We start from the raw sequence: 869 nt of genomic DNA on the forward strand, positions 1-869 counted from the left end.
CCGAGATCGGCCGGCTGGACGGTATCCGCCATGACGGGATTCGTGAATTGAAGTTAAAGATGCTTTGAGTATAGCCCCGGTTTACACACTCCCGGTTCGGTAAAGTGCGTTCACGCTCACGATCAATCGAGGATGTCCGCATGAAGACCTACCGTATCGCAACGATTCCCGGCGACGGCATCGGCAAGGAGGTGGTGCCGGCTGGCAAGCAACTGCTGGAAGCGCTGGCCCGCAGCAGCGACCGTTTCGCGTTCGAGTTCGAGGATTTCGACTGGGGCGCCGATTACTACCGCCGGCACGGCGCGATGATGCCGGCCGACGGCCTCGACGCACTGCGCGGCAAGGACGCGATCCTGTTCGGCTCCGCGGGCGACCCGGACGTGCCCGACCACGTGACGCTGTGGGGGCTGCGCCTGAAGATCTGCCAGGGCTTCGACCAGTACGCGAACGTGCGCCCGACGCGCATCCTGCCCGGCATCGACGCGCCGTTGAAGCGCTGCGGGCCGGACGACCTGAACTGGGTGATCGTGCGCGAGAACTCCGAAGGCGAATACGCGGGCGTCGGCGGCCGCGTGCACCAGGGCCATCCGATCGAGGCCGCGACCGACGTGTCGATCCTCACGCGCGCCGGCGTCGAACGCATCATGCGCTTCGCGTTCCGGCTTGCGCAGTCGCGGTCGCGCAAGCTGCTGACCGTGATCACGAAGAGCAACGCGCAGCGGCACGCGATGGTGATGTGGGACGAGATCGCGAAGCAGATCGCGCAGGAGTTTCCCGACGTGACGTGGGACAAGGAACTCGTCGATGCGGCGACCGCGCGCATGGTCAATCGCCCGGCGTCGCTCGACACGATCGTCGCGACCAACCTG

Annotated in this window: 1 protein-coding gene; it reads left to right on the forward strand. The window is 65.7% G+C overall.

Features of this window, described 5'->3' with window-relative positions:
* Positions 1-140 precede the first annotated feature (140 nt).
* Positions 141-869 (forward strand): isocitrate/isopropylmalate family dehydrogenase (locus JMF90_RS38770; RefSeq protein ID WP_201326514.1); only part of this gene is annotated, 729 nt, incomplete at its 3' end.

The sequence above is a fragment of the Burkholderia sp. E168m23 genome, assembly GCF_016586125.1.
GTDB classification, from domain to species: Bacteria; Pseudomonadota; Gammaproteobacteria; order Burkholderiales; family Burkholderiaceae; genus Burkholderia; species Burkholderia orbicola.